The sequence below is a fragment of the Radiobacillus kanasensis genome, from assembly GCF_021049245.1.
Classification (GTDB): Bacteria; Bacillota; Bacilli; order Bacillales; family Amphibacillaceae; genus Radiobacillus; species Radiobacillus kanasensis.
In genome coordinates, this window is sequence record NZ_CP088020.1 from 2,505,230 (window position 1) to 2,530,652 (window position 25,423).

Consider the following 25,423-nt stretch of genomic DNA (forward strand, 5'->3'; position numbering starts at 1 on the left):
TCATTAAGCAATGATTGTGATTCTTTTACTTTCAATTTCTTCTGCTAATTCATCTTTCAAGTATTCCCGAACGTTACTAATAGCTGCATTTCTCCATACTCCTCCATCTGCTTCGAAGATCGCCCCCCTTGGACCATCTTGCATACGGAAGATAAAATCACTTGCCGGTTGCTCCACTTCTAGGAATGTGCGGTAAGGTGCTAGAGTGACCGGATTAGGTACCAAGACATCATCAGCTGAAGCGATTCCAGTTTTGATAGTAACTGCTTGAGATACACCGTTATCTCCAGTTTTTCGAACATTTTCTTCTTTAACATTTCCGATTACTTTTAAGAGCAGCTCACGATCTTCTGTTTTCTTGAACTTGGATTGAAAAGCAATAATCATTTCCTCTGCTGTGTAATAGTGGTCATAACGGAAACTTGGAACAATCGAATTAGCCACAACTAAGGTTTCTCGACCACCGTCTGCATCTAGTGTTCCTTTCAAATAAACAGTTCGTTCATCATCCACTTGCAAAAATAAGGTTTGTTTTTGACGTTCTAGGTTAGCTTTGATGTAATCAACAAGACCCGTTAATGTATTAACTTCTAAAGCTCTTTCAGATCGATTAATGATAGGTAGAATCTCGCGAGCTTGACCTTCTTCATTTACTACAAAATGACGTTCACTGCCGTCACCATCTACAATGTCCACAAACCGTTCATCTGGTCTAATCCCTAATTCTTTTAAATATTTGATTGCTTCTTTTATCATGTAAAGTTACCCTCTTCCTTTTTGTAGATTAATAATGTTCCGACGGGCTTCTTCCTGCTCGATCACATCGACAGGATCACCGATGTCTGTTTTTAAATCTGAATTATCATCAAAGTAAGTTTGCCCAGGTACTTTCGACTTGAGCTCCTTAGCTTCAATCATTCCGTTTGCGAGGTCTTTATCTGTAAGTACGGTTACCGAAGTGTCTAAAACGTTGGCCAGCTTAATCGCTATGTTGCTGTTCAATTTCACTGTTTGACGATTTTCATCAGGAACAAATTCCAGTTTTATGGTTACGGTTCGTTTGTCCTCCGCCTTGGTGTTAGGATCATGGATGTTATCAAACACTTTCTTTAACTCGTAATCTAGCTTTTCTTGAATGGCACCATTCGCCATCTGTGATAACGGTAAATCAATCTGTTTTTGAGTCATTTTTCAAATTCTCCTTTCCGTGCTATAATTACATCGATATTTACTTGTTGCTGACTCGCATTGCAGTGCGGGTCATTTTTTATATTCTTCTGCTTCAGGTATGTTTGCCTGAACTGGTCTACTTAGAGGACCTGAAGTACATAAAGCTGACATACCTATATTTCCTGTATTGCCACCTGTGTAACAGTTAAAAACTTTCTCAGTATCACCCTTGAAATATAAACGGATAACTGGTGTTGCCCAATCAGAACCGTCGATACCAGCAATTTTTGTTACCTCGTCCAGATCAATTAAGAAACCATCTTCTTTATTGAAAACTTCTTCTGCAGTCCAAAACCAATCCTCTTGCATGCCTAAACTAGCTGAAACAATGGCGTCGCTTTTCTCTCCAATAATCTGCTTCGCTTTTTCAAAGTCGTAAAGTTTCAAATTTCTACTCTCCTTTCATCTTCGTAAAACGAAAACCCATCTGTTCAATTAAGTAGTCTTCTAGATTTTCTTCCAAAATAATCTCGTTGTTGTCTGTGACTATTATGCTGTCACCTTCCATCACGTCATCACCAAAGAAGTCGATTGCTCCAGTAGGCTTAGGCTTTCTCGTTTTCTCTTTTCTTGGATAACCCGTTACCCTTGCACGAGTGACATCTGGATGTTCGATGCCATATCCCAAATAATCACATCCTTTCGAATTGGCGAGCCCTCAGCACAAAGACTCGCCCAGTAGTAGTGTGTTTTAGAGTGCTCCTCCTTCCCCGCGTATTAAAGAATCAACACCTTAGACCATCCGTTTCCGCGAATGGGGATGAACTTTTCCAAGGCCCATCTTGGTAGGTCAGAGAGGGATACATCGATTTTGGAAGGCGTACGATGAATCTGACCCACCAAGACAAGCTGGAAGTGCTTGTCCAACTGTGATAAAATTACTTTTAGATTTTGTTAAGGTGCTAAGTATTGCTTTGGTCGGCTACTTAGCGCTTTTTTGCTGTTCAAAATCATCATCAATCCGAAAACCAACCGTGCATTTTTCGGGGTTTTTTCTATTTTTTAACCTTCTTTTAGCTGTTGGCATTGTTAGCCAATCAATGTAAGCTTCCTGGACTCCCATCTTCTCAGCACATTCTTTAGCTGTTCCCATAGCAAGTAGCTCCTCACCTTTATAAACAGCGTATTCTTTCACTTCCATACCTCCTTAAATCCTACAAAGTGTGATAAACAGCCAACTAAAAACTATTACTGCAGCAATCCATATTTTCCAAACGTGAAATCGTTCACTCATTAGAAAAACTTCTGCCTTGCATCAGGCGTTCTCGCTCATCACGAGCCATCTTTTTAGCATTCATTGCTTTTACCACTTGTAAAGATCTAAGAAGTCGGCGAGTTTCTTGTTCTGCGTGATACATGTCCCCTTTTAGGGCACAATCGATTGCACTTAATGAGGAGTGATGCATGGTGTTGATCTCCTGGCTCAATCGATCAATGTCTTCTGAACAAAAATGTTTTTCGAATTCCATTCCTCATCCCTCCCCTTAAAAGCTTCTACTGTCGCTAACCATTCGATATAAAGACATCACTTGCGGTTGCTTGTACTCAAACTCTTGTCGCAACTTTGTACTGATAGTCGGAATGTTGTATGTACCTTCCATGTCCGACATGAGGACAGCTAAGCGTGTGTCCTTCACTCCTTGTGGAAGGTCTGAGGTATTTATCTCCGTGAGTCGTTTTGCGAATTCACTTAATCCCCCTATTACCGCCATTGGTTATTCACCTTCTTCCTTTAGAACTAAAATCGTTCAACAATTTCTGCATTACTGGTAAAAGAGAAAGCCTTATTAGGCTTAATTTTGAAATAAATTACCCTATTAGCGTCTACCCACGCTTTTTATTTACCATTCAGACAAAATATCTTCTATTGCTTTAAAAGTTGGTTGCGCAAGCCACCAACGCTTCCTGTTTTTTCTACGCTCATGGATTCGTACCCTTGGATCGTGTAATATTTCATCTTCTAAATAACGGACTGACATGCAAGTTAACTCTGCTAGTTTATTAATATCCACTAACAGTAATTGCTGATGAATTTGTTTGCTTAGTTCCTGTTCGATAAACTCCTTTACCGCTTTTTCATCAATCTCAATTGATACTTTTGGAGGAATCATTTATTCACCTCAGATGTTTAAGATTTTCTGAATATGCTTAACATGCTCCTGTGCTTTTGGACCAGTTCTTTTTCCATTCAAAATATCCGACAAATACGGCCCAGAAATTCCTAGCAACTTTGCTAATTCAGCGTGCCTCATTTTCTTTTTATAAAGTTCGTTTCTAACTTTGATACTTAAATCCTCCGGCATGTGTTACTCACCTCCACATTCTACTAATTTGTTTAATTTGCTATTTAATTAGCAAAAATAATTGACAATAATTAAAGAAAATTATAGAATACAGACATAGCCAAATAAGACTAACAAAAGCCTGCAACAATACATTTTATATGCTCCCCAGCGTCAAAATTGTATCTAGATAGGTCGTATTTTTATTGTCTTTTTTTGCTAATCAAATAGCTTACATAGAGTATATTAAAGAAATTTATAGATGTCAACTTATTTATTAAAGATATCTTTAATAAAGTTTATGTAGGTGGCTAGGATGGTTGATATGACTACATTTGACATAGTTAAAAAATTATGTGAAGAACAAAAAATATCGGTTGTAGAATTAGAAGAAAAACTAGGATTTAGTAGAAATTCACTTTATTCATGGAAGAGGAATAAGCCGTCTTCAGATAAGTTAGAAAAGGTAGCAGATTACTTTGACGTTTCTACAGACTACCTACTAGGACGTACTGATAAAAAAAGATATTATGATCTAACCGAAAAAGACGAGCAAGATATTCAAAAGGAATTAGAAAAGATACTAAATAATTTTAGTGACAGTGGTTTTGCAGCAGCTGACGGAAGTAGCATTGATGAATTAGACGAGGAGGATAGAGAATTGCTACTCGCATCCTTAGAACAATCACTTAGAATTGCTAAAAGGATAGCGAAGAAAAAATTCACCCCTAAAAAATATAGAGACTAGGAGTATTGCGGATGGATATTCAAAAAAAGGTGCAGTCATTAGTTGAAAAATATAACACCTGTTGCCCATTTGAGTTGGCAGCAGCAATGGGGATAAACGTTCAATATGAACAGTTAGGAAATATCTATGGTTATTATAATAAAGTTTTTAGGATCCCAATTATACATATTAACGAATCTATAGGAGAAAAAAAGCAATTGTTCACATGCACTCATGAATTGGGACATGCAGTTTACCATCCAGATCATAACACCTCGTTTTTGAAGAAACACACTTTGTTCTCAACAGATAAAATTGAGATAATAGCCAATCAATTCGCATTAGAATTACTATCTTTAAAAGAGGGGATGCAAAACCTAACAATAGATGAGGTTGTACAATTATACGGCTTTCCGAAACAGTTGGTATTGCAAAAGAGTTTAGGTAAAATTTTTTAACCATAATAACGAACAGACATTCCCGTTTAAAGGAGGTGATGTATATAGTTTGTCCCGAATAAACGTCTACCCACGTAATAAAAGGGATGGATAAAAGTGAAATTACACAAAACAAAAATTGATGATGAGATTTACTACTATGTATTGAAAAATGGTGAAAAGAGTTATTTGTATCGCCATAAATATTATGATGATTTAGGGAAAAGAAAAGAAAAAAAGAAAAGTGGGTTTAAAACTGAAAAAGAAGCTTACAGAGCATTATTAGAAATCAGAGCGGCTTTATTGAATGGACAAGTGAAAAAGGTTGAGAATAACCAAATGACTATATCTCAATGGCTAGACATTTGGTACGACACTTATAACAATGGATGGGAAGTATCAACTCGTTCTCTAAGAAGAGATGTTATCAGGGATCATATGAAACCCCTACTAGGTAAATATAAAATAAACGATTTAGATAGAACAACTTATATAAGAATGTACATCAATAAGCTATTAAAAAAGTATAAACCTAGTTCAGTAATCTTATTCCATGACTTATTCAGAATAGCCATTAATGCAGCTGTAGATGATGAAATAATTCCTCGTAACAGATTTAATAAAATTAGTATCAACAAGGAGGAGGAGGAACTTGAAAATTTTTTAACTCCTGAAGAACTAAATGTTTTCTTAGATGTCGCAAAAAAATATGCCAATATAACAGGATATACACTAATTTATTTCCTAGCATACACTGGATTACGTAAAGGTGAAGCTTTAGGGTTGAAATGGGAAGATATTGATTTTAAAGAAAAAACGATAACTGTCAAACGCACTAGGGATTATTATGGTGAACGTTCACCCAAAACAAAAAACAGTTATCGAACAATTCCAATTGACGATGTAGTAGTTCAGCAATTGGAAGTTTATCAAAAATGGTGCATGGAAACAAAGTTTAAGTTTGGTATGAGGTTGGATAAAGAAAAAGATTTAGTATTTATTAGTTATCAAGGAGGCACACCTTGTGGGCCAATCATTTTGTTTGATTTATTTGAATCACTTTATAAGAATATGGAAAAAGATAAAATAAAACTCAAAAAAATTACTCCCCACGGGCTAAGACATACACATGCAACCATGTTAGTTAATATGGGGATTCCCCCTAAAACAGTTGCAGAACGGTTAGGTAACACTGTGGAAATGATTTATAACGTGTACTCTCATTCCTTTAAAGAATTAGAGGATAAAGCTGTAGGTGCTTTTAGTGAAAGTCTGGCAAGTGGGGCTAAAATTGGGGCTAAATGAGTTACTATAGCCCCAACCCCTTCATGTATGCCTTGTTTCATTTCGGTCGATTTTTCGCTAAGATAAATATTGGTTCAAGTTTTTTGTCGTCATAAATGAAAGACAAGGAAGTAATGGGGACTCGACCTTCTGCAAAAAACTTCATTGTCATCTGTGCTAGGATATCGTATCCTGTATCATTTTGAATATCTGCAAAAATAAGGACATCCTGATGAGGCACAGCTACCGCCAATTCACCCTTACTGTTCGCTTTCATTTCCTCTAGTAGAGATTCATTTAATATTCTACTAGCATCATACCCATCCTGGGAAGCGATGAAGTAGAAATCATTGTCGGCTACTCGGTCATGCTTCGGTTCATTAGCCAAGGAACGGACATTGAAGGTAGATACTTCCCGAATCCGTTCTACAGTCCATCCTTCCGCTTCAAGCATATCTTCCTCCAAAAGCTTATAGGAGCTTCCTAAATCTAAGGCGTAGTAGATTCTCGTTTCTGCTGTATGTTCGGAAAAGAGAAGCTTCTTACCTGCTTTTGTTTTTTTCGGAAAAGAAGTTGCTCGAATGACTGGGTAGATGTGGCGCTCTTGCCCGTTTAGTTCATGTGTTTCATTCATCACCTTAAGGGCTTCTGATACATGATACTCTAGTTCATCTAGTGCTGCTTCTCCCCTTAATTCATACTTGGCAATCACATTCGGAATCGTAATAGAGATTCCTTGTCCCGTCTCTTTCCATTCAACACGAAACTTATCCTTATCTCGATTAAACGACGTACGCCAGTCCGTATTGGTATTAAAACGCTCTTCTAGCTTATTTTTCATTTTGATACTATTCATTTTCATAATTTTCATCCACCTCTTGGAAGAACTTAATCCACGTGTTATTTTAGCATTAATGACCGATGGATGAAAGAAAGAGGCTGGGGCAAAACAATAACTTCCCACTTTAAAAACGTACGGATTAGAGATAGGATGCTTAGTATGTTAATTTTCAATGGTTGGAGCTTCATTCAGGTTTGATAGAAATTGCGACGTGACTCTAATTAAAAATTTATTGAAAGAATGAAAAGTGAAGCTTGATGCCACACTTCGGCAGAACACTCCGCTTTCCACGGGCACGGCCTCAATCTCCTCGGAAGAAACCCGCTTCCTTGAAAAAGTAATCCGCTTTTTCTGCGTGCGATGTGTATTCATAGGAGCTTTCCTTGTCCTGCGGGGCTTTCACCTCGTGCTGTTCCCGTAGGACAAGAAGTGCTTCGGCAGCATTACATCGCACGAAGAAAATGGATTTTTATTTTCGAGGAGTCTTCGTATTCTGCCTACGCTAAGTTAATACTTTCTAATTTAGTAAACTTTGTATCCGGAAGCAGCTAATTAATCCTCTAAAAAATTGGAAATCCTATTCAAAAATTATAAGTCTGATAACTATGAAATGCTATCTTAATAAGATTTCACTTACTTATAATATTATTAAAAGTTACTCTATACTTCGGAACTTTATTTGTCAGCTACTTACGACATGTTGATTGGAGTGGAGGGTAATCGACTCCTCGAAAATAAAGCCCAATTTTCTTCGTGCGATGTCTATTCTAAGAAGATTTCCTTGTCCTGCGGGAACAGCACGAGTTGAAGACCCCGAAAGATGCACCTGCGTCTTCTAGTAACGCTTAGAAGTAAGCTTCCTCGGTGCAAGGCAGCAAGGATGATTATTCTATGTAGTAGCCTGGCTGAGACCGTGCCCGCGGAAAGCGATTACCCGTAACGGAAATCAGCATCGTACACACATCGAGCAGTTATTAAACCGGTATTTTTTTGTTTAACTATTTTTTACGTCGCATTTTATATAAAATTAGCAACAACATTTACAATAGCATCCTAAAAGAAAAATCCGAACTGATTGGAATTCTAATGAAGAATTCGATCCAGTTCGGATTTTATTAGGATTCATACACTTTTGTCCCAGATTATTTGGCTATTATAGTGATTCAATAAACGATTCTATTTCTTCTCTCGTTTTTCGATCCTTACTAACGAAACGACCTACTTCTTTTCCTTTATGGAATCCAAGAAAACTTGGAATTCCAAACACATCATATTGACTACAAACATCGATAAACTGATCCCGGTCAACATGGATAAACGTATAATCCCTATACTTTTCTTCCACCTCAGGCATAAACGGATCTATAAAGTGACAATCCGGACACCAATCTGCTGAAAACATCAGAATCAATTTATCCTTTTCAAGAAGCTCTTGAAGTTGTTCTTCGGATTGTAAATTTTCCATAACAGACACCCCTCTTATTCATAGTTGATCTTCATATCACCAGGCTTAATCCATCCACGTTTACGGAACCATTCCGAAAAAACAAGACTAACAATGGCAGGACCGATGATATGCAACAGTAATACTATCCAAAACACATTAAATGTAAAACCCATTGTTTCAAACGTCATAATCTGTCCAACTAATCCTGCTGTTCCCATACCTGCACCTAATGCGTTATTCTCCATTTCAAAATAAACTGTTGCAAGCGGTGCAAACACAATTCCAGCAATTGTTGGTGGAAGGATTATGATAGGTTTCTGGATGATATTTGCTACTTGTAGCATGGAAGTTCCTATTCCTTGTGCTAGGAATCCTCCAAAACCATTATCGCGATAACTGGATACCGCAAATCCTACCATTTGAGCCGCACATCCTACTGTAGCCGCCCCAGCAGCAATACCACTTAAGTCAAGCATAATCGCAATGGCTGCACTTGAAATGGGGGCTGTTAACGCCCACCCCATTAATACAGCAACGATTATCCCCATTATAAAGGGTTGTTGCTCTGTCGACCAATTAATAACACTTCCAAACCAAATCATAAAGTTATTAATTGGTGGACCGATAAACGTCCCTACTAGAAATCCTACTGCAATTGTCACAAACGGCGTGAGTAAAATATCCAATCTCGTTTGCTTGTAGATCAATTTCCCGAATTCTGTAGCCAGTACTGCTGTCACGTAGCTTCCTGCTGGTCCACCTAATTCTGCACCAAAAGCCCCTGCATATAACGCAGATAATAATACTAATGGTGGAGCTTTTAAGCCATAGGCAATCGCAACCCCTATAGCTCCCCCCATTACTTTTGTTTCCATTGCATAGCTTCCCATATCAATTAATCCTGTCTGAACAGAAGCTGGGAAAAAGGCTAGTTGTTCTCCTAATGTTTTAATAATGAGTCCAATAATCAAAGAAGAAAACAAACCAAGTGCCATAAAACTTAACGCTGTTATAAAATACTCTCTTGGCGATAAAGAAATCCCTTTCTTATGTAAAAAATCTATCACCAGTGTACCCCCTTTTTGGTGTTCCTTTAAAACTTAATCCATATATTACACAATCCTTTATGTGAATACAAATAAGTATTTTATTTGTGTTTCTTTAAATAGTAAATTGTAATTTTGCCGAATATTCACTATAATTGTTGCATTAGGGAAAAAATTGTCATATACAATTCTCTGATTATTCCGATACAAAAGAGAGACATACATAAGGGGGAGTCAAAATGAAATCGATTCGAAGTCGAGTACGACTAATCTTAATTTTGGCGGTCAGCAGCTTAATTGTTCTAAGTGTGTTTGCATTTATTTTTATGAATCAACAACAAAGCTGGTCCGACAAAAGAAATGTAGTAGAAAAAGCTCTTGTACATAGTGGGGAAATTGAAACAGAAATGGCATTAACTCGTCATAAAGAACAAATCTTCCTATCTAATCCTTCCGAAGAAAATGCAGAGGCACTTAAGCAGTCTATTGCAAATGTAAAAGCATTAGCAACTACCCATGCTAAAAAAGATTCTAGCAACAAAAAAATTGCAGATAATTTCCTTCTAATCCAGGAAAGTGCTACTTCGTATGAAAAGCAAATTGATCCAATGGTTAACATGTTCCGCATGATTGGCTTCACGGATGATCAAGGGCTAAACAAAACCATTGAAGAATCCTACAATAACTTTCAACAGGTCATTAATGAATACAATGATCCTATCCTAAAGAATGGTCTTCTACAGATTAAGGTACATGAGCAAGAATACCTTCAAACTGGAGATAGTGAGAAAAACAACTTTGATTCGGCAGTTAGAGATTTTACCCGTTTAATCACTGATTCGGATATGTCTGATGAGCAAAAGAGAGAGATTAGTTCGTCCTTATTAAAATATCAACAGTCTGTAAACTCCATTACATCTACCAAAACACAGGCGCGAGCTATTACTGATTCTTTTGAGAAAGTAGCTGCAAATGTCGATCAGATTATTACGGACGTTGGGCTAAGTGCTCAACAAATGAATAATCAAATCCAGAAAGATCAAGCGGCCGCCATGAGACTAATCACGATTCTATTTATTGCCGTTGGTGTTTTATCATTAGCTATTATGATTGCTACTGGACTTGTCTTAATCCGTTCTATTACAAAATCTGTTAACCAATTAAAAGTAGGAGCTCAAATTATCGGAGAAGGGGACCTTTCCCATCGAGTCCAAGTAGATACGAAAGATGAAATGGCTGATATCGCCTCTACCTTTAACCAGATGGCTCACCGCATGGAAGCTTCTATGCTAAAAGTAAAAGGGGCATCTACGGTATTAGGAAGCTCTTCCTCTAACTTAGCTGCTGTTTCCGAACAGACAACTGCACAGGCGGATGAGGTTTCAGAAGCCATCAATCAAGTGGCAACAGGTTCCCAGAACCAAGCTCACCAAATTGAACAAAGCACTCAACTCATTCAGCAGGTTTCGGAAGCTATTCAAGGAACGCGTATCGCAGCGGATGATATTTCGGATAAACTAGTGGGAGCAGAAGAAGATGGTAAATCAGGATTGGAAACGGTTCACAAGCTTGAAGATACATCCAGCAACTTTATTCATCTTGCTTCTCATTTAAGTAATGAAGTCGTACAAGCTGCCGCACAATCAAAGGATATTACGACAATAGTAGCTACTATCGAAGAAATCGCCGATAACACTAACCTTTTAGCCTTAAATGCAGCGATTGAATCTGCACGTGCTGGAGAAAACGGCCGTGGATTTGCAGTAGTAGCGGATGAAGTTAGAAAACTTGCTGAACGTTCTAAAACAGAAGCACAAGAAATTCATCAATTAGTGGAGCAAATGCATAAACAAATGAACAACTTATCGGAAGATGCTAATAAATTTACGAGCTACCAGGAAACACAAGAAGAAGCAGTCGCATTAACGAAAAGTGCCTTTAACCGAATCGTTCAAAATATATATAACATGAATGAAAAAATTGAGGAAGTAAGACATTCTATTCAACATGTGGATGGGGTCAATGAAAACTTAAAAGATGCACTTCATTCTATTAGTGTTATTTCAGAAGAAGCCGTTGCAACCGCCGAAGAAGTCGCGGCTTCTAGTGAAACCCAATCTCAATCGATTGAGGAAGTCAATCAAGCCGCTATTGATCTTCAATCTTTGTCTCAAGAATTAGAAGCAGAAGTCAGTCAATTCAAGTTAAATGACAATCATAGCGAAGAGGATTACGTTCATGCTGAATATTTGGAAGATGAAAATATCCACGTTGACAATGAAGATGCCTTTGAAGAGCAGGGTACAGATTACTTAGTGAATGAATTATCCGATTCAGACTCAGAAGAAGTGGTTGCGGAAGAGAATGAAACAGATGCTGAAGAATACGCTTATTCGGAAGAGGAAATTACTTCAAATGAAGGGGCTCGACCAGAACTAGAAGAAGGGGAAATAGAGCCTCCTTTTGAAGACGAGATTAAAGAGTCTGAAGAAAACAAGCATAAATAAGGCAAACAAAAAAATAGGTGCGGGGTCGCACCTATTTTTTTACTCTGCTTCCGTTTTTACTAAGGAATTGGCCATCACCATCATGTCTTCGGCACTTTGCTCCATATCTCCTTTAGACGTAATTGTGGTAATTTTCACGCCCCCAACTCCAACTTGAAGTTCATATCCATCATCCGTATCTATGATTCGTAAATATCCAAACTTATTCTCTTTTTCAAAGGTAGTTAACAATAGTGGCTTGTCCGCTGAAGATGCCTCTTCATAATTTAACTGACTCGTCGGTTCCTCTAGTGCATTATAGAATAATATAAATGTTTGATCGCCATTTTCAAAAATAACATTGCTCGGTCCTTTTTCGACCGTTTCCAAATGATCTGGGATGTAAAGAGAGAAACCTTCCATTTCTTGATTTGACTCTTTCCCCTCTTCTTTAAACGTCTTTTCTACTATAGCTTTCGTACTTTTTATAGCTTCCTCTTCTGATTTTAAGCTACAACCAGTTAAGAGAAGGAATGCTGCACCAATAAAAAGCAGGAAAGAAAATTTCGTTACCTTCACCGTACTTCCTCCTGAATCAATAGTACTTTGTTCCCTATTTACTATATACTAAGCATTCAAGCTTTGACAAGTTTCGCCCTATTCACATCTTTTGTACTAAGTTTGAAATGTCGATATAATCATACATAGAGCATGAGAAGCCGAGGAGGAATAAAACGATGAGATTAACCGTTTTTTTAGCAGGTCAAATTCACAATAATTGGCGAGATGAAATAAAAGAAAAAGCAGCCACAAGAGGCCTACCATTAGATTTCGTTGGACCACAGGAAAACCACGATGTATCCGATCATATTGGGGAACAAATCCTAGGAAATCAGCCAAGTGCTTTATACCGTGATGACGCTGCATCAGATATTAACAATTTCCGGACCGAAGTTCTAATGAAGAAAGCAGACATTGTGATTGCTCTGTTTGGAGAATCTTATAAACAATGGAATACAGCAATGGATGCATCAACTGCTATTACTTTACAAAAGCCAACGATTATCGTTCGCCCAGAATCGTTAATTCATCCGCTTAAAGAGTTATCTAACAAAGCGAATGTAACGGTTGAAACCATCGACCAAGCCATAGAAGTCCTTCGATACATTTATAAATGAGCATGAGAAAGCGCGCTAAATTAGCGCGCTTTTTTCATCAATTGATATTGACCTTTCAATATTTGAATCACATGAGAGAACATTTGATCACGAGTAATTTGGCCATCGGTGAAAATACCGACTGCTCCCTCTTTTTTTCTTATATTCTTTCGATTCACATACTCATCCATTATATCCCCAAGCTCTTTTCCGTCCTGTAATGGTTGACGAAATTCCTGTGGAAGTGGGAAACGAGCTCCTGCAGCAACATACAGCTCTCCTGACTCATCCACTAGTGCGCCCCAGTTACAAATGTAGAGCTTGTCAAGAAAATCCATGACTCCACCTTCTAACCCAATTCCGAGTGCTCCAGCCTCTTTTGCAGCACAAGCTTTTGCCCGATTTATCGCACCTTCTAACGTTTCTTTATCCGATAATGGTTGGGCGGAGACAAGACTGGGTACATCCAAAGGCAGGATGGTGGATTCCGTAAAGACCGACTCCACCGCAAGTAATTTAGCTGGGTTCTTCGATCCAACAAATATCTTCTGTACCATCGCCGTTTACCCGTTTTGTCTAATTTGATCCACTGTATTTTGATCCGTTGCTTTTACAAGTTTCACAATCAATTCTTTTGCAGCTGCATAATCATCTACATGAATGATGGAAGCGTGTGTATGAATATAGCGAGAACAGATACCAACAACGGCAGATGGAACCCCTTCGTTAGATAAGTGTACACGTCCGGCATCCGTACCACCTTGGGAAATAAAATATTGATAAGGGATGTTATTGGATTCAGCCGTATCTAAAATAAACTCACGCATCCCTTTATGTGTAATCATCGAACGGTCAAAAATACGGAGCAGAGCGCCTTTTCCTAACTGCCCAAACTCTTTATCATCTCCGGACATATCATTAGCTGGGGAAGCATCCAATGCATAAAAAATGTCTGGTTTTATCATGTTTGCAGCAACTTGAGCTCCTCTTAAGCCCACTTCTTCTTGTACTGTTGCCCCAGAATATAAATCATTGGATAGTGTTTCGTCTTTTAATTCCTTTAGTAATTCAACAGAAAGACCACAGCCATACCGGTTATCCCATGCTTTAGCTAGAATCTTTTTGCTGTTGGACATTGGAGTAAATGGTGTAACAGGCAAAATCGGTTGGCCAGGCTTAATTCCGATTTTTTTCGCGTCCTCTTCGTCATCGGCACCAATATCAATAAGCATATTTTTGAGCTCCATCGGCTTCGAACGCTGAGCTTCCGTCAAGTTATGCGGTGGGATAGACCCTATTACGCCGACAACAGGACCGTTATCTGTCATAATTTGAACACGTTGTGCAAGCAAAACTTGGCTCCACCAGCCACCTAATGTTTGAAAACGGATCATTCCGTTTTTCGTAATTTGAGTTACCATGAATCCAACTTCATCCATGTGACCAGCAACCATAACCTTTGGCCCTTTGCCTTTTTTATGACCAAATACCCCACCTAGATGGTCTTGGACAATTTCATCCGAATATTTTTCTAGCTCCCCTTTAAGAAAAGCTCTCACTTGATGTTCATTGCCAGGAGCTCCTGGTAGTTCTGTTAACGTTTTAAATAAATCTAAAGTCTCTTGATTCATATATGTATTCCTCCAATTATGTAGGCTGCTTTTAATTCTATCGAATGTTTTCGTTTGTTTCCACTTAAATACTTTTCCTTTTAGTTTTCTATTTTCTGTAGAATTAGGTATACTAAGAATAAATAAATTGTGTAGAGGTGACAGATATGAAATGGAGTAGACTTCTAGTAGCGGCTGGAATAGGTGCATTAGTTGGATATGTAGTGAAAGAACAGGTGAATACAACAACCTCTTATTCCCCGGAGAAAGCACTAAATTCGGCGAAGGAAGCTTTTCGTAAAGAAGGCCCAATTAGTGGGTCTTGGATATATATGAAAACGAAGGAATTAGTGAAGAATGGATTAACCTATACGGTTTACCATGGTGGTATTACAAGGACCGTTGAAGGGGAAGACACACCGTTTGAATTTTATGTAGATGCACATACAGGAACGATTGTAGAGGTAGCAGAATCTGCATAAGATCAAAGCTGTTGCAGCATGTTATCCACACTAAGCCCATTTTTTAATATCCTAGGCAAAGATTAAGGCGCTGGAGAATCGACTCTCCAACGCCTTTTTATTTTACAAAACGTGCCCTACAACGGTATATGGGCATTCCTTTATTCGAAAACTTTTCCTCATACTCTGTTTTCACATTCGTAGGATCCTCCATGGCATGTAAATCTAACACGACTTCCTCTAGAACTAGTCCAAACTGAGAAAAACTAACGAGCGAGTATTCGAAAAGTCCTTTATTATCGGTTTTTAAAACAATCTCACCGTCTTGCTTCAAAATATGACAGTATTGCTCCAAAAATGTTTTAAAGGTGAGTCTTCTCTTTTCATGCTTCGTTTTTGGCCAAGGATCAGAAAAGTTTAAATAAATTTTTTCGATTTCATGTTGGCCAAACATCTCACGTAAGTCCTTCGCATTTTCATTCACTAGACGAACGTTATCTTGTTCCGAATCCTTCACTTTTTGTACAGCACTGATAATAATGCTTTTAGCAATTTCAATTCCTACAAAATTTGTATCGGGATACTGCTTTGCCATTCCGGAAATAAATTGACCTTTTCCTGTTCCTATCTCCAAGTGAATGGGATGATCATTATGAAATACTTCATTCCAGTTTTCTTTATATTCAAAAGGTTGGTGGATAACAATATGATCATTCTCTTTCAGAAAATCATCCGCCCATGGCTTGTTTCTGGCTCTCATATCTACACTCCTCGATTGTATTTCGCTTAAAAGCGTACCACGATTTTTAAAAAAACAAAAGATAAATGAGAAATCTGAAGAATTAGCTAGGATAACGGAAGATATTCTAACATTATCTCTTATGTAACAGCTATTTATCGGTGAGACATTCTCTTCCTCCTTAAAGGATTCATATACGTCTTTCCCCTGTTTGGAGTGTAAACGCTTCCTGTCTTATGCTTAATCACATCACATTAAAACATTAGGAGGAAACACGTTAGTGAAACTATTACAAAGCACCTTAGAAATGGGAGTTGTTGGACTATTCTCCCTATTTTTCATAGGGTATGCCGTATTTATCTATCCTATCGAAATGATTAATCAAAAAACGAATCGCAAAGTTCGTGAAAATAAAGTCAAATATGCACCACAATTGGATTAAAGAAAAAACGAAATCTTGAAACTATCGGTTCTATCCTCGGATGAAAGCAATAAATCGCATACAAATTAGGGGTACAAATCGCACATCGATTTGTACCCCGTTTTTTTGATATATAGGTATTTATACTTTCTGTTCGAGTGTTATTGAAATAGAAGTTGGGGATTAAAGTATTGAATATCGCACAATAACTTTATGAATCACTCAGTCGATTTGATAAATAAAAGGTATCTGAGTATTGCGGATAAATTGAGCCAGAGCTATGCGGAGTTTTGAGCCACTGTTTGCGGATGACTGAGCCAGTGTATGCCGAAAGAGAGCCACTTTTGATTACACCTAAAAGAATGTACCACTTGTTGTGAAATATTAGGGCAAAAAGATAGGGTTTTTGTTCAACAGTATGGCCTTTTAGTTGAATAAGTAGGATGAATTTCGAAAAAACTTTGTTATAACAGAACATCTTTATTGTCACCCGTCAGTTCCATAAAAGCGCGTCAGTTAATTGAACAAATCACAATATAAATTAGCAGTATTCAATGATTATATAGGTGTTTATAAGATTAAGGAAAAACCTATGGTTTAGCCCATATCAAATATAAATAACCTGCCAAGTAGCGCTCCTCTCTAATAAGTTTTAAATCAGACTTTTTTATAATTTCAGAAATATTCCTGTTCTGGTGGCACCCTACAACCTTTAGCATCAAAGGATCCAAGGAATTCTGCAGCCATGCCAATGGTTTGTTTTTACTAATACCATGCTCCATCATCAGTATTTTCCCTTCTGGCTTACACCACTTTTGAAAGCTATTTAGGACATTGCCAGGTTCTTTATAGGCGCATAAACTAGCAGAAGATACGATAGTGTCAAAGCTGTTTTCGTTAAATTCAACCGTTTCGACATCTTTTTGTATGAGAGCCGTTTTAAAAGGATAATTTTTTGCCGCATTCTGTGCCGTTTTCAACATTTCATAACTAAAATCCAATCCTGTCAATTCAATATCACTACTGTAGAAGGGGAAATTAAGTCCAGAACCAATGGCAACTTCCAATACCTTTCCTTTAGCTTCTTGAAAAATTCGTTGGCGAAACTTATATGCCTGACCGTAATTTCGTCGTTTATTGTATTTTTTTGCCTGTTTATCAAACTTTTTAATTAGTGATTGACGATCCATATCATCTATCAATCTCCTGTCCATTTAGGTTATTTTATTTAGAGAAATCTATCCATTTTAGTTAGGGATATACATCTCTCTTTTGACTCAACTGTTAATTTCTTCATCTGTTCTACTCAAGTCGAGTAAGTCCCAGATCGCTTCGACCACTTCATCTGGAGAATCCGTGTGGATCGTGGTATGTCCAGCATTTTTGAGTATTCGATGTTCCCCACGCGGAACTGAATTTGCCAATTTTGTGTAAATGGTATTTTTTATATTATTGAATGGATCAGTAGTTTCACGCAGGAATGATTTACTCGTAAGCGGAGTCATGAATGGGTCAATTCCCATCGCTGTATATACAATCAACGGGATGTCCCGCAATTCCCCTCCTTTATGGACTTCATCGTATAGCTCGCTGTTCAAGTTTTTCCTTTCTATAATTGTTTTCGATAATGTCCTAAGATGAAATTCAATCAATGGTTCACGTATCGAATCCGGCCATTTCATAAACATATGTTCGAATAAACCACGGAAGGTCCGCTTGTAAGTTAGGAGTGTCCGAAGGATGGCGAAACCCTGCGGAAATAGGTAGCGTTTCTTTAACTTTGGTGTATTGGTGAGAAAGTCCTCGTGAGGTGGTTCTAACAGAAGCATTCCCGCTACTTCATCTGGAAACTGTTGAGCGTAGCGGCATGCGTAAATTCCACCCAACGAATGGCCGACGAATAAATAAGGAGCTGGTACACCAGCGGTGTGTAACAGACTCCGTAATTCATCAGCGACCTCGAGGGCACTTCGAGGCAGCTTAACCTGATCGCTCCAGCCCGTTCCCGCTCGATCATAGATCACTGATGTTGTACGCTGACTAATTTGATTGTGAATATTCAGATAATCAAGTCCGACCAAGCCCGCTGCTGGTAAAAATACTACTGCTGGACTTCCGGTCCCAGCACAGTCGAGTAACAAGTGTCGTTCCTCCACTTTATAAAAACGTCCAATCGGCGGTCCATTGTCTAAGGAATTATCACCTTGGTGTTTATTTGTATAATCCTTCATCGCTAATATCAAGACCTCCATTTATTAATTCCTATTTGTAAAAGATTTTCCTGAGTTCATTAAGGTAATCATCAAGTTCTGAAAGAATATTGTCATAATCTAATTGAGTAATTTCTGAGTTTCTAATATCCTCTAGTAGCTGATTGGTAAAACCAATATTCGACCAAAAAATAAGCTGCTTGCCTCTTTCAACGTCCAGCCCTTCCCTGAATTTAGATTCATCAACCTTATCAAACATAGTCTCGTGGCATAATAATTGTTTCTCATTAACTCTTCCTTCTAGCTCCTTGTTGATTTCATAAGAATTCGTGGTAGCAGTAATTTTAATAAATTCGAAAATCCAAGGATGCTTTTGCAGCAACTCAATCTGGAGAAGATATGATTGGCGCAATTTTTCAAAAATATCTTGTTCGTTAAAATTCATTAAATCAAGATATTCTTTGTTAATCATGTCAGTGCAATAATCATAAAGGAATAGAAAAAGGCTCTTTTTGCTATTTACATAGTGGAACATTAACCCCTTTGAAATTCCAGACTCTTTTGCAATAACATTTGTCGAGGCATCATCAAAGCCCTTCGTGGCAAATTCTTTTAATGCCGCATTTAAAATAACATCTTTTCTTTTGGATTCCAGATTCAAAAGTTTTGGAAGCATAACAACCACCTTTTTTCACTTTTTACCTATAAGGTCAATTTTATTATAATCATATTTACCTAAAAGGTCAATAATTTTTAGCCCGTTCTGGATTTTCACACGCTTATCAGTCCGTGTGAAGCTCATATCCGAACTGAAATTAGAAGTCACATTGGTATCCAGGATGATCATCACTACGTGAAAAAGAAAAGTCCAAGCACCCTGCACTTGGACTTTATTTATTAAAAATACTCTTGATAAGGGACTTGGTTCCTTTTAGTTTGTATAATAACTATAAGATTTTTGATCCAAAACCTATGCCTTTATATCTTTGACTATCCAGAAGGAATGAAGTGGTAAACAGTCTGCCATTCAATAGCTGCAATTAACTATCAGTAAAAATACAAAATAAGAAACTTTGACAAACAATTTAACACACAGAGTAAAGGGGCCACTCTACTTTGCCTAAGACAGTGCAAATTAGGTACCAACATTGACTTAACTTACAGTCAATGGAAAACAGCTTCTCTACGGCTCTTGCTCATCCCATAAAAGAATAGTTCTATTCGTGGCTCTCTACTTCGCAAATGATGGCTCAAAACTCCGCTTAAGTGGTTCAATTCATCCACAATAATCCGTATCCACCTGGTTAGGGTATTGCTGTAATGTACACGAAAGATGGGCAAATCATTACTAGTATTTCTCCATATACTATCAACGCTGATACAGAATTATGTGTGGAACCTGGAGCCATCCTTGAAGAAATAGGTATATATTGGAGCTTATGTTAAAATATTTTATAGGTACTAATTATTAAACGCAGCAAAATAATGCAAAAGAAAAGAACATATTAATGAATTTGTTAAATAACTTAAACGAAGGGGATGTCTAACAATTTAATAAATCCAATTACTATGAACTTACATGTAAAGTCAGTATTAGAAGGCGATGCTTTGTATGAGGAGTATTTTAAGAATTAATCGCCCTGTTAAAACCATTTCTAATATTTGGCTTTGCACCTTATTACTAATCATATATAAGTAAAAGGGACTGGAAGAAAAGACGTATAAAAAGGCAGATAAGGTTTTACCTGAACAACTACTCGTGACATTCAAAATAGCATCCAAGGTGAAACAATATATATTCCGAAAAAAAAGGAAAATTATCAAAAATGGGGAACACGCTCTGACGGTAGAGACCTAATAGATGAAAGAAATATGGATATCGAAATCGCCTTCAACAGCGGTAAGTCTATTTTTTATTTAGTTAACAAATATTCTCTTTCCATAGAGCAATCAAAAAGATTGTTTATACTTAAAATAGAATAGAAGTCACTGGGTATCTTTTTGCATAACCAGTGTTTTTTTATTATCAATAAGTTGCCCTTAAAATTTAAAATAAATGATAACGATCGTTCAAGTCAATTTTGAACTAGAAAGCTTATTCAATTAATGGTTACATTATGTGAGTATATCATTGAGGCAAAGAAATTTTTTTCATGTTACTTGACGTTTCAAACATGACCTTCTCTTCTAATAATAGAACACATAATTCTGACCCAATTTTTTTTATCGATAAAGAAATATTTTCACTTTTTCCGTGCAAACTAACGGCAAAGGTGGGGTAAAAAGATGTCGTTAACTGTTCAAGATCAATTACGTGTGTTACAGGATTTATTAAGCGAGCATTGTGAAGAATGCTGTGGCCGGATATCAGAGTGTCAACAAATCAAACGAATCGTTCAGTCCGTTATGGCCAATGAATCGATTGACAACGAAGAACTCTTACAACTACTACCCGAAATATATAACTATGGTAGACAGGGAGAAATTGCTCAAAATTTGGATGAGCACATTACTACGAACCAAGAAAATTTACAAAATTGGGTCCATACGATTCAACTGACCGATTAAATATTTGATTGTACACGTGCCAATAGCCTTCTTAATTGTATTAAATATTGTTGGGCTTTGGCACTGCTCTTTTCTTTTTCCTTTAGTAAGTTGGAAACATGATACAACATCAAATACCAATACATACGTTCTTTAATAAACTCATTGGTTGCTCCATACTGCTCCAACCACATGCCCCAATCCTCTTCAGGTATATACCAGAACAACAGCATTCCAATATCCATCGCTGGATCCGCGACCTTTGCACTATCCCAATCAATAAGAAAAAGTTGACCATCCTCTGATAATAACCAATTGTTATGGTTTAAATCACAGTGACAGACTACTTGTGGTTGATTTTCGACATAAGATAACGTTTCTTTTAAGTATTTAAAAGCTTGATAGAGCTCTATTTGATCTGGTTGAACATTACGAAATGCTAATCTTATTTCACGAAGTAATTCATTTGGTAATATAGGAGCTTTCCCTATTTTTAAAAGCATGTCCAAAAGCTCAGGAGAATGATGTATTTTACTAAGCATTCGGGCTACTTGCGGATGTTGCATTTCTTCTGGGTCAAGCTCTCGCCCTTCCAACCAGTGTTGCGCCGTAATGACATCACCATTCGCCATTCGTTTCGTCCATAGCAACTTAGGGACGATGCCTTCCGCTGAAAGAACAGCAAGAAACGGCGAAGAATTTCGCTTTAGAAAGAGGCGCTTCTCATGATTTGATGCCATATATGCTTCTCCAGTTGAACCACCTGCTGGCGTAATTGTCCAATCCGTTCCAAATAGTTGTTCCACTCGTTTCACCCTCAATATTTTGCTCGTACACATTGCATCTATGATTAAAATCTATCAATCTATTTCGTCATTATTTTTAAAGTGAGACATACTATAGATTAACCTATTTTCGACCTATTTTTCAAGGATAAATTTTGACATTTTCTTTGAAACTTTGAATTTATCATTCTTAATCGAGAAGACTCCTTCAAATTGCTAAGCAATTAGTGGAAGATGAATCGATTTTCACTACGAAAAAAGTGTAATTTCTAATTGACGAACATATGTTCCTCTCGGTAAAATATTCTTATAGTATTCAAAAGGAGATGGCTGGCGAATGGGGATGAAAGCATATTTTTCAAAACGTGTATATAAAAACACACTGTCGCAAATTTATGTGGATTCCATACGTCACGCTCTTTTTGCGTTCAACCAAGCAAAACATTACTCTTTTTCAACGAATGTTAAAGAACTTCGTTCGGGAACATCAAAAAGGGATGGGGATTCTCTGCATGTGCATGTGAAGAAAAAATTCGAACTGAATGATTACTATGCCAACAGCATTGTCCAAGAAGTGAAGGCTCTTTTAAAATCCCAAAAAGAACTGCAGAAGCTATACATGTCGAATAAAAAAGAGCAAATCAAATCGGTGAAAAAGAAGATCAAGACGACCAAAAGTAAATTAACTTCTTTGAGAAAAATAAAAACTTCTATCACCAAAGGTAAAATCAACCTACCAGGGAACCTGAAACACATTCAACAACATGGCAACTTGTTCGGAGTTCACTATAAAAAAGAAACGCTTATTTTCTTCCATGTCTATTCTTTTGAACATGAGTACGTTGATTCTGAAATAGCTAAATTAAAAAGCCGTTTAGGTCGTTTGGAATTCCGACTAGATAGATTAGAGAAGATGCTGCGTAGTCTAAAAGGGAACATCCATAACGTTGTCTTTGGCACGAAAAAACTATTTCGTTCTCAATTCACGTTAGATACATATAAAAACAACCATGACCTTTGGAAACAGGATTGGACCCAATCTCGATATAATCAAATGACGATTTCTGGAAGGAAAGATGCTAAATCAGGAAACTTTGTTTTTCATTACAATCCGAAAACCCATCAGTTAACATTCCAAACTCCTGACGGAACCATCGTCCACATCGAAGATCTCGTATTTCCTTATGGGCAAGAACAAATTGATTTTGCAATCGAAATGCAAATGAACTTACATTCGAAAGATAGGAAACTTCAAGGGAACCCAGTTGGTTGGTCTATCGAAGACAAAGGTGACTACTATATATTCAAGTGTTTGCTAGATATCCCAACATCAGAATATAAAAATCACAGTAAAGCGGATGGGTTAATTGGTGTGGATTGTAACGTAGATCACTTTGCTGTATCGAATGTAAACCATAAAGGTCAGTTCGTTGACAGTTTTGTTTTGGATTTCAATCATGTTGGAAAAAGTTCCAATCAAATTACCAAGATTCTTGAAGCGGAGGCCATTGCTATTGTTGATTATGCGGTAAAATATCATAAAGGAATCGCGGTAGAAAAGCTGGATACAACCAAATCGAAAGTCTCTAACCCTTATGGAAGTAAAAAAGCAAATATGCGTATGAGCTTATTTGCTTATCGTAAAATGGTTTCTGCTATCAAATGTAGAGCGGAGAAATTAGGGGTTGAGGTTCATGAAGTGAATCCGGCTTATACTTCTCAAATTGGTAAAATGAAATATATGAAGCGTTTTGGAATCTCTATTCACCAGGCTGCTTCTTACGTCATTGTTCGAAGAGCAATGGGATACAAAGAGAAGCTTCCACTAATGTTGCATTCCCTTGTTCCAGAGAAGAAACAAGGTCTACATCATTGGGCGCAATGGAACGCAGTTTCTCGACTCCTAAGTGATGTACCGACTTTCTGGTTCGGTCATTTAGAACTTTCTGACATAGTAAGGCTTCGTGATGAACTCTCCTCTCTCGGTTTCCTGTTGGAATCTAAGAAAAGGAAAGACAATCTTACTAAAGAGGAAAGTGGAAAATCCATTGCCTAGTTGAACGGGTTATGGTCTGCTTAGCAGCTTCTCTTTTTGAGAATCCCCTTCCAAATGTTTAGCATTTTGTGGGGGTAGTTCAATCTCCAATTCAATCCAAATTTTGATTTTCTCCTTCTTCTTCTTTCCATTCTGGTCGTTTATAGGAGTTTGTGGCACAATGCCTCAAAAGGACATCACATGCCTTTAGTTGTATATGCTTTAGTGGTGAAACGAGGGAACGTTTATCCTGTAACCAATCTTCATGCTCATTCTTTCCAATAAACTTCGTTTGGTACGGTTCTTGGTCTGCCTCAATCATATTCGTTCTAGATAGAACAATTTTTGTAATTGGGAAATCAAGTTCGTGTGCTTTTATCATACTCCTTACTAACTTTTCCGTACGATTTAACTCGAGCATTGGACTAAGCACCTTTGTTTGAACCTGATTGTGCTCCTTCAACCAAGTACGATCATCACCAGCTATAAAAGTTACGCTAGAATCCGTTTCTAATAAAGTAATAATATCAATACCTAAAGGGGTAACAAGAATAATTTCTCCTTCAATAAAGGAATTTTTTATTTGAAAGATTGGTTGATAAAACAATAAAAATGTATCCGGAAATCTTTGTAAGAAATACTTGAGTACAAAGTCATCCTGATATCCCCGATCTAAAAATGACATCTCGTTTACGGTAGTAGAAGCCCACTTCAATTGGAACGGCAATAATTGATCCAAAAAATATTGCTTTAGCATCGATTCTTTTTGTGGAAGCTTCGGTTTCACTACTTCCATCTCTAACTCTTCCTCATCCTTTTCTCTTCGTTTAAAAAGATTCCAAATAGATCTATCCGCTTCAAATGGTTCCGCCTCTTCTTCTATATCCGAAACGGGATAGCGCTGCTCCTCCCACTGCTCAAGAAGCCTCTTCCAATTCTCTTTTTTTAATCGAATAAATTGTCCAGGATAATGAAAAATATCTCTTTCGTATCTGGATACATAATCTTGCAACTTTACTAACTGAGTCACCTTTACACCTCAATTCAAGCGGATAGCGGTTACGATTTCATACTTCGGGGACTTGGAAGGATGAATTTTATACACAGCTAAATGGTCCACCATCATTTCCCTTTTTGTCGAAAACTCTGCCTCTTCAGGAAGTACTAATTCTTTATTAAAAGAGTTATCCCATTTTTTCGCTAGTGTAACATGAGGGTGATATGGTCTAGATTCTTTTGAAAATCCAAACATGGAACAGCTGCTAGCCACTTTATCTTGTAGTTCGGTTAACACCTCGTTTACTTCAACGCCTGCCCAAAGTACTCTTGGTTGACTTCCCTTTCCAAACGTTCCCATTGTACCAATATTTAGATGAAAGGCAAATAAATCTTCTAGCTTCTCTAGTTCCTCAATGATTGCTGTTATTTTATTTTCTGATACGGCACCCAAGAAGGTTAATGTTATATGTAAGTCGGAAGGATGTGTCCAGCTTTTGTAGGCTAATTGACCTTTTTCCTGCAACATGTTCTGCCACTCTGCCAACCATTGCTGGATGTCTTCTCGAACTGGAATACCGATAAAATAATGAGCGTCTTTTGTCATTGCTGTTTTTCCTCCTGTGCATCTAGCTGAATATCCGTTTTACCTATTATCCATACTCCCCCTCACGGAAAAGAA

General features: G+C 37.4%; 32 protein-coding genes. 10 read left to right on the forward strand and 22 right to left on the reverse strand.

Annotation, left to right across the window (positions count from 1 at the left end):
• Window positions 1-3: 3 nt before the first annotated feature.
• The 9 genes from KO561_RS13020 to KO561_RS13060 form a co-directional block, all read right to left on the reverse strand.
• Window positions 4-756 (reverse strand): hypothetical protein, encoded by a 753-nt coding sequence (locus KO561_RS13020; RefSeq protein WP_231093712.1) that lies wholly within the window; start codon window positions 754-756, stop codon window positions 4-6.
• A 6-nt stretch (window positions 757-762) separates the two neighbouring features.
• Complete coding sequence (locus tag KO561_RS13025) at window positions 763-1,188, reverse strand: replication terminator protein (RefSeq protein ID WP_231093713.1); 426 nt, start codon at window positions 1,186-1,188, stop codon at window positions 763-765.
• 72 nt (window positions 1,189-1,260) lie between these two features.
• A complete protein-coding gene (locus KO561_RS13030) occupies window positions 1,261-1,617 on the reverse strand; it encodes a hypothetical protein (protein WP_231093714.1) in 357 nt (118 codons plus the stop codon).
• Window positions 1,618-1,621: 4 nt separating this feature from the next.
• Window positions 1,622-1,858, reverse strand: coding sequence for a YqaI family protein (locus KO561_RS13035; protein WP_231093715.1), 237 nt, complete (start codon window positions 1,856-1,858; stop codon window positions 1,622-1,624).
• A gap of 294 nt (window positions 1,859-2,152) precedes the next feature.
• Window positions 2,153-2,365: a hypothetical protein gene (locus tag KO561_RS13040; protein WP_408004816.1), complete on the reverse strand. Its 213-nt coding sequence runs from the start codon at window positions 2,363-2,365 to the stop codon at window positions 2,153-2,155.
• A 91-nt stretch (window positions 2,366-2,456) separates the two neighbouring features.
• On the reverse strand, window positions 2,457-2,699 hold the full coding sequence (locus KO561_RS13045) for a hypothetical protein (RefSeq protein WP_231093717.1): 243 nt from the start codon (window positions 2,697-2,699) through the stop codon (window positions 2,457-2,459).
• 15 nt (window positions 2,700-2,714) lie between these two features.
• On the reverse strand, window positions 2,715-2,942 hold the full coding sequence (locus KO561_RS13050) for a hypothetical protein (protein WP_231093718.1): 228 nt from the start codon (window positions 2,940-2,942) through the stop codon (window positions 2,715-2,717).
• A gap of 129 nt (window positions 2,943-3,071) precedes the next feature.
• Window positions 3,072-3,341: a hypothetical protein gene (locus KO561_RS13055; protein ID WP_231093719.1), complete on the reverse strand. Its 270-nt coding sequence runs from the start codon at window positions 3,339-3,341 to the stop codon at window positions 3,072-3,074.
• Between the two features lie 9 nt (window positions 3,342-3,350).
• Complete coding sequence (locus tag KO561_RS13060; protein WP_231093720.1) at window positions 3,351-3,533, reverse strand: helix-turn-helix domain-containing protein; 183 nt, start codon at window positions 3,531-3,533, stop codon at window positions 3,351-3,353.
• 304 nt (window positions 3,534-3,837) lie between these two features.
• Between KO561_RS13060 and KO561_RS13065 the strand changes: the two genes are divergently transcribed.
• From KO561_RS13065 to KO561_RS13075, 3 genes are all read left to right on the forward strand, one after another.
• Window positions 3,838-4,260 (forward strand): helix-turn-helix domain-containing protein, encoded by a 423-nt coding sequence (locus KO561_RS13065; RefSeq protein WP_231093721.1) that lies wholly within the window; start codon window positions 3,838-3,840, stop codon window positions 4,258-4,260.
• 11 nt (window positions 4,261-4,271) lie between these two features.
• Window positions 4,272-4,697, forward strand: coding sequence for an ImmA/IrrE family metallo-endopeptidase (locus tag KO561_RS13070; protein WP_231093722.1), 426 nt, complete (start codon window positions 4,272-4,274; stop codon window positions 4,695-4,697).
• Window positions 4,698-4,793: 96 nt separating this feature from the next.
• The gene (locus tag KO561_RS13075; protein WP_231093723.1) at window positions 4,794-5,981 is read left to right on the forward strand and encodes a site-specific integrase; all 1,188 of its coding nucleotides are present in this window, start codon (window positions 4,794-4,796) and stop codon (window positions 5,979-5,981) included.
• 37 nt (window positions 5,982-6,018) lie between these two features.
• On the opposite strand, the gene KO561_RS13080 is transcribed toward KO561_RS13075, so the two are convergent.
• From KO561_RS13080 to KO561_RS13090, 3 genes are all read right to left on the reverse strand, one after another.
• Window positions 6,019-6,822, reverse strand: a complete 804-nt coding sequence (locus tag KO561_RS13080) for a DUF1444 domain-containing protein (protein WP_231093724.1) — start codon at window positions 6,820-6,822, stop codon at window positions 6,019-6,021.
• Between the two features lie 1,132 nt (window positions 6,823-7,954).
• On the reverse strand, window positions 7,955-8,266 hold the full coding sequence (locus KO561_RS13085) for a thioredoxin family protein (protein ID WP_231093725.1): 312 nt from the start codon (window positions 8,264-8,266) through the stop codon (window positions 7,955-7,957).
• Window positions 8,267-8,280: 14 nt separating this feature from the next.
• Window positions 8,281-9,315 (reverse strand): PTS sugar transporter subunit IIC, encoded by a 1,035-nt coding sequence (locus tag KO561_RS13090; protein WP_231093726.1) that lies wholly within the window; start codon window positions 9,313-9,315, stop codon window positions 8,281-8,283.
• Between the two features lie 218 nt (window positions 9,316-9,533).
• On the opposite strand from KO561_RS13090, the gene KO561_RS13095 reads away from it, so the two are divergent.
• Window positions 9,534-11,801 (forward strand): methyl-accepting chemotaxis protein, encoded by a 2,268-nt coding sequence (locus tag KO561_RS13095; protein ID WP_231093727.1) that lies wholly within the window; start codon window positions 9,534-9,536, stop codon window positions 11,799-11,801.
• Window positions 11,802-11,840: 39 nt separating this feature from the next.
• On the opposite strand, the gene KO561_RS13100 is transcribed toward KO561_RS13095, so the two are convergent.
• Window positions 11,841-12,359 carry a hypothetical protein gene (locus tag KO561_RS13100; protein WP_231093728.1) on the reverse strand — a complete coding sequence of 173 codons (519 nt, stop codon included), beginning with the start codon at window positions 12,357-12,359 and terminating at the stop codon, window positions 11,841-11,843.
• Window positions 12,360-12,517: 158 nt separating this feature from the next.
• Here KO561_RS13100 and KO561_RS13105 point away from each other — a divergent pair, with 158 nt between their 5' ends.
• Window positions 12,518-12,958, forward strand: a complete 441-nt coding sequence (locus KO561_RS13105) for a YtoQ family protein (protein ID WP_231093729.1) — start codon at window positions 12,518-12,520, stop codon at window positions 12,956-12,958.
• Window positions 12,959-12,978: 20 nt separating this feature from the next.
• Here the strand turns inward: KO561_RS13105 and KO561_RS13110 are convergent, their stop codons facing one another.
• Both KO561_RS13110 and KO561_RS13115 read right to left on the reverse strand, forming a co-directional pair.
• Window positions 12,979-13,494, reverse strand: coding sequence for a DUF84 family protein (locus KO561_RS13110; protein WP_231093730.1), 516 nt, complete (start codon window positions 13,492-13,494; stop codon window positions 12,979-12,981).
• A 6-nt stretch (window positions 13,495-13,500) separates the two neighbouring features.
• The gene (locus tag KO561_RS13115) at window positions 13,501-14,568 is read right to left on the reverse strand and encodes a M42 family metallopeptidase (RefSeq protein ID WP_231093731.1); all 1,068 of its coding nucleotides are present in this window, start codon (window positions 14,566-14,568) and stop codon (window positions 13,501-13,503) included.
• Between the two features lie 146 nt (window positions 14,569-14,714).
• Here KO561_RS13115 and KO561_RS13120 point away from each other — a divergent pair, with 146 nt between their 5' ends.
• Window positions 14,715-15,029, forward strand: a complete 315-nt coding sequence (locus KO561_RS13120) for a PepSY domain-containing protein (protein WP_231093732.1) — start codon at window positions 14,715-14,717, stop codon at window positions 15,027-15,029.
• 97 nt (window positions 15,030-15,126) lie between these two features.
• Here the strand turns inward: KO561_RS13120 and trmB are convergent, their stop codons facing one another.
• Window positions 15,127-15,768, reverse strand: coding sequence for a tRNA (guanosine(46)-N7)-methyltransferase TrmB (trmB, locus tag KO561_RS13125; protein ID WP_231093733.1), 642 nt, complete (start codon window positions 15,766-15,768; stop codon window positions 15,127-15,129).
• Between the two features lie 259 nt (window positions 15,769-16,027).
• On the opposite strand from trmB, the gene KO561_RS13130 reads away from it, so the two are divergent.
• Window positions 16,028-16,189, forward strand: a complete 162-nt coding sequence (locus tag KO561_RS13130) for a hypothetical protein (protein ID WP_231093734.1) — start codon at window positions 16,028-16,030, stop codon at window positions 16,187-16,189.
• A 569-nt stretch (window positions 16,190-16,758) separates the two neighbouring features.
• Here KO561_RS13130 and KO561_RS13135 read toward each other — a convergent pair.
• From KO561_RS13135 to KO561_RS13145, 3 genes are all read right to left on the reverse strand, one after another.
• On the reverse strand, window positions 16,759-17,358 hold the full coding sequence (locus KO561_RS13135; protein WP_231093735.1) for a class I SAM-dependent methyltransferase: 600 nt from the start codon (window positions 17,356-17,358) through the stop codon (window positions 16,759-16,761).
• 87 nt (window positions 17,359-17,445) lie between these two features.
• Window positions 17,446-18,420 carry an alpha/beta fold hydrolase gene (locus tag KO561_RS13140; protein WP_231093736.1) on the reverse strand — a complete coding sequence of 325 codons (975 nt, stop codon included), beginning with the start codon at window positions 18,418-18,420 and terminating at the stop codon, window positions 17,446-17,448.
• Between the two features lie 10 nt (window positions 18,421-18,430).
• Window positions 18,431-19,054: a TetR/AcrR family transcriptional regulator gene (locus KO561_RS13145; protein WP_231093737.1), complete on the reverse strand. Its 624-nt coding sequence runs from the start codon at window positions 19,052-19,054 to the stop codon at window positions 18,431-18,433.
• 1,121 nt (window positions 19,055-20,175) lie between these two features.
• On the opposite strand from KO561_RS13145, the gene KO561_RS13150 reads away from it, so the two are divergent.
• Window positions 20,176-20,361: a hypothetical protein gene (locus tag KO561_RS13150; RefSeq protein ID WP_408004871.1), complete on the forward strand. Its 186-nt coding sequence runs from the start codon at window positions 20,176-20,178 to the stop codon at window positions 20,359-20,361.
• 303 nt (window positions 20,362-20,664) lie between these two features.
• Window positions 20,665-20,946, forward strand: a complete 282-nt coding sequence (locus KO561_RS13155) for a YtzH-like family protein (protein ID WP_231093738.1) — start codon at window positions 20,665-20,667, stop codon at window positions 20,944-20,946.
• On the opposite strand, the gene KO561_RS13160 is transcribed toward KO561_RS13155, so the two are convergent.
• Entirely contained in the window at window positions 20,943-21,731 is a 789-nt protein-coding gene (locus tag KO561_RS13160; protein ID WP_231093739.1) for a phosphotransferase family protein, read from the reverse strand. The genes KO561_RS13155 and KO561_RS13160 overlap by 4 nt on opposite strands.
• Window positions 21,732-22,047: 316 nt before the next feature.
• On the opposite strand from KO561_RS13160, the gene KO561_RS13165 reads away from it, so the two are divergent.
• Window positions 22,048-23,766 carry an IS200/IS605 family accessory protein TnpB-related protein gene (locus KO561_RS13165; RefSeq protein ID WP_231093740.1) on the forward strand — a complete coding sequence of 573 codons (1,719 nt, stop codon included), beginning with the start codon at window positions 22,048-22,050 and terminating at the stop codon, window positions 23,764-23,766.
• Window positions 23,767-23,857: 91 nt separating this feature from the next.
• Here KO561_RS13165 and KO561_RS13170 read toward each other — a convergent pair whose 3' ends face one another.
• Window positions 23,858-24,775, reverse strand: a complete 918-nt coding sequence (locus KO561_RS13170; RefSeq protein WP_231093741.1) for an NERD domain-containing protein — start codon at window positions 24,773-24,775, stop codon at window positions 23,858-23,860.
• A gap of 9 nt (window positions 24,776-24,784) precedes the next feature.
• Complete coding sequence (gene thpR, locus KO561_RS13175) at window positions 24,785-25,348, reverse strand: RNA 2',3'-cyclic phosphodiesterase (RefSeq protein ID WP_231093742.1); 564 nt, start codon at window positions 25,346-25,348, stop codon at window positions 24,785-24,787.
• Window positions 25,349-25,423 lie beyond the last annotated feature (75 nt).